Source organism: Candidatus Infernicultor aquiphilus, from assembly GCF_002784285.1.
GTDB lineage: Bacteria > Atribacterota > Phoenicimicrobiia > Phoenicimicrobiales > Phoenicimicrobiaceae > Infernicultor > Infernicultor aquiphilus.
Genome location: NZ_PFKO01000055.1, coordinates 1 through 3,273 on the forward strand (window position 1 = coordinate 1; position 3,273 = coordinate 3,273).

1 protein-coding gene is annotated in these 3,273 nt (G+C 33.1%); it reads right to left on the reverse strand.

The genetic code is table 11. From position 1 onward, the window contains the following. Positions 1-108 precede the first annotated feature (108 nt). The gene (gene uvrA, locus COZ07_RS01560; protein WP_406606842.1) at positions 109-2,931 is read right to left on the reverse strand and encodes an excinuclease ABC subunit UvrA; all 2,823 of its coding nucleotides are present in this window, start codon (positions 2,929-2,931) and stop codon (positions 109-111) included. Between the last annotated feature and the right edge of the window lie 342 nt (positions 2,932-3,273).

Sequence of the window (3,273 nt, forward strand, 5' to 3'; positions counted from 1 at the left end):
TGTACGCACGCAGACAGGCATGGTGCCCCTACTCCTGACTTCTGATTTTCTTCACGCAATACGCAATACGCCAATACAAATTGCGGGCAGACACAAGGTCTGCCCCTACTAATTTAACACTTTTTTTAAAAATTCTCCGGTAAATGAATTTACATTCTGGGCAACCTCTTCAGGAGTTCCCTCAGCCACAATACTTCCTCCTTCTTCTCCTCCTCCTGGCCCAAGATCTATAACATAGTCTGCGGATTTAATTACATCTAAATTGTGTTCAATTACTAAAACGGTATTCCCGGTTTGTACTAATCGATCTAAAACCTGGAGTAATTTTTTCACATCATCAAAATGCAATCCAGTAGTCGGTTCATCTAAAAGATATATGGTCTTTCCTGTACTTTTAGCGCTTAATTCTTTGGCCAATTTAATTCTTTGCGCTTCACCACCAGACAGAGTAGTAGCTGGTTGCCCTAATTTTATATAACTTAATCCTACATCATACAAAGTTTTCAGTTTCCTTTTAATGGAAGGGATTGCTGTAAAAAATTCTAAAGCTTCTTCTACAGTCATCTCCAACACTTGAGCAATATTTCTACCTTTGTATTTTATGTCTAAAGTTTCTCGATTAAATCTTTTACCATTACAAATCTCACAAGGTATATATATATCAGGCAAAAAATACATCTCAATCTTTACTATTCCTCCACCTTGACAAGCTTCACATCTTCCTCCCTTCACGTTAAAGCTAAACCTACCTGACTGGTAACCCCTTATTCGGGCTTCCTTTGTTTTGGCAAAAATTTCTCTTATAAGTGTGAAGCTCCCAGTATAAGTAGCTGGGTTAGAACGTGAAGTTCTACCTATAGGTGATTGATCAATAATTATTACTTTATCAATATACTCAATTCCTTCAATTTTATCATAATCTCCAGGGTGAATTCGACTTTTATATATTTCTCTAACTAAAGCCTTATATAATGTTTCTTCCACTAAAGTACTTTTTCCGGAGCCAGAAACTCCAGTAACACAAGTAAAGGTACCTAAGGGAATAGAGACATTAATTTTTTTTAAATTATACTGGCGAGCTCCGTAAATCTTTAAATATTTTCCGTTTCCCTCTCTTCTTTTAAAAGGAATATTAATTTTACTGAGATGGCTTAAATATTTTCCAGTAATAGATTCCTTATTTTTCATTAGATCGGAACAACTTCCTCTGGCCACCACATAACCTCCATGTAGTCCTGCCCCAGGACCAAGATCCACAATATAATCTGCAGTCTTCATGGTTGCTTCATCGTGCTCAATAACAATTACTGTATTTCCTAAATTTCTCAATTTTAAAAGAGTTTGTAAAAGCTTGTAATTATCTTTTTGATGTAAACCAATACTTGGTTCATCTAAAATATATAATACCCCAGTTAAACTTGAACCAATCTGAGTAGCTAAACGAATCCTCTGATTTTCTCCTCCAGCTAAAGAAGAAGAAGCGCGAGATAAAGTTAAATAATCTAATCCTACATTAATTAAAAAACCTAATCTGTTTTTTATTTCTTTCAATATCTGAGCAGCAATTGTTTTCTCTCTTTGCTGTAGTTTTATATTTTTAAAAAAATCATAATTCCATTTAATGGATTGCTCAGCAAGATCTGCTATAGAAAAGCCATCAATAGTTACCTTTAAACTCTCGGGACGTAATCTTTTTCCTTTACAGGAAGGGCAGGGTTTAATAGTCATAAATTTTTGTATCTCTGAACGAATATATTCTGATTTAGTCTCTCGATATCGTCTTTTTAAATTATTGACTACTCCTTCAAAATAATTTTCATGAAGCCAATAGGTATTTCGTTCATCATTTTTATATTTAAAAGGTATTTTAACCTCTCCAGAACCATACAATATAATATCTTTAAATTCAGTTTTTAAATCAACAAAAGGAGTATTAAGACTAAAATCATAAAAATCAGACAGGCCTTTTAAGATGTGGTATAAATATTTTCCTTTCACTTCGCCCCAGGGGACTAAAGCACCCTCTAAAATAGACTTACTTTTATCTGGTACAATTAATTCCGGATCGAATTCCATTTTAAAACCCAAACCACTACAAGTGGGACAAGCTCCGTAAGGACTATTAAAAGAAAAGATTCGAGGAGCAATCTCTGGTAAATTTATTCCGCAACGAGGACACGAAAAATGTTCACTGAATATCTTTTCTTTTCCACCTTCTAGATCAATTATTACTATCCCTTCACTTAAGCTTATCGCAGTTTCAATAGAGCTAGCTAAACGACTTTTTATTTCAGGTTTTACTATTAATCTATCTACTACAACTTCTATATTATGATTTTTATATCTATCCACTTTTATATCTTCTTCTACTTCATAAATATTTCCATCAACTCTTACCCTGACAAATCCTTTTCTTTGAATATCTTCTAATGCTTTTTTATGTTCTCCCTTTTTAAAACGAATTATGGGGGCTAAAACCTGGATTTTGATTCCTGGGGGTAAAATTAAAATTTGGTCAACCATCTGCTCAACGGTCTGTTGGCTAACCTGCTGGCCACACTCCGGGCAATGAGGAATTCCAATTCGAGCAAATAATAAGCGCAGGTAGTCATAAATTTCCGTTACGGTGCCTACTGTAGATCGAGGATTTTTACTTGCCTTCCTCTGATCAATGGCAATTGCGGGGGATAATCCTTCAATATAATCCACATCAGGTTTTTTCATCCTCTCCATAAATTGTCGAGCATAAGAAGACAAAGATTCAATATATCTTCTCTGGCCTTCTGCATAGATAGTATCAAAAGCTAAAGACGATTTACCAGAACCACTTAATCCAGTAATTACAATTAATTTGTTTCTGGGTATCTCCAGATTTATATTTTTTAGATTGTGTTCTCTTGCCCCTTTAATTATTATCTTATTCTGAGCCATTAAATATCTCCTAATAAATCAGTATATAGTATCGAGTATCGAGTATATAGTAAGAAATCAAAGAAAAATAATTCCTAAATTCTAATTAGCTAATTTATTAATTAATCTACACATATTGGTTATTTCCCAAAAAGCCAAAAATATTTTCAACAGATTATATATATGGTGCATTTCAGATAATATTATAGTAAATTATGAATTTTTGGTTATAATTATGTTGTAGGGGCTCGATTCATCGAGCCCGCAATCAGACTGTGTCATAAATAATTATATTTAACAATAATTTTTTGTAAATTAAAAAAATTTAAGATTTTTAAGGTTAATATAAAAATAAAAAACATA

What these genes read in the sequence shown, in the direction of transcription:
- uvrA (WP_406606842.1), bottom strand. Translation starts at nt 2,931, where the DNA reads ATGGCTCAGAATAAGATAATAATTAAAGGGGCAAGAGAACACAATCTA.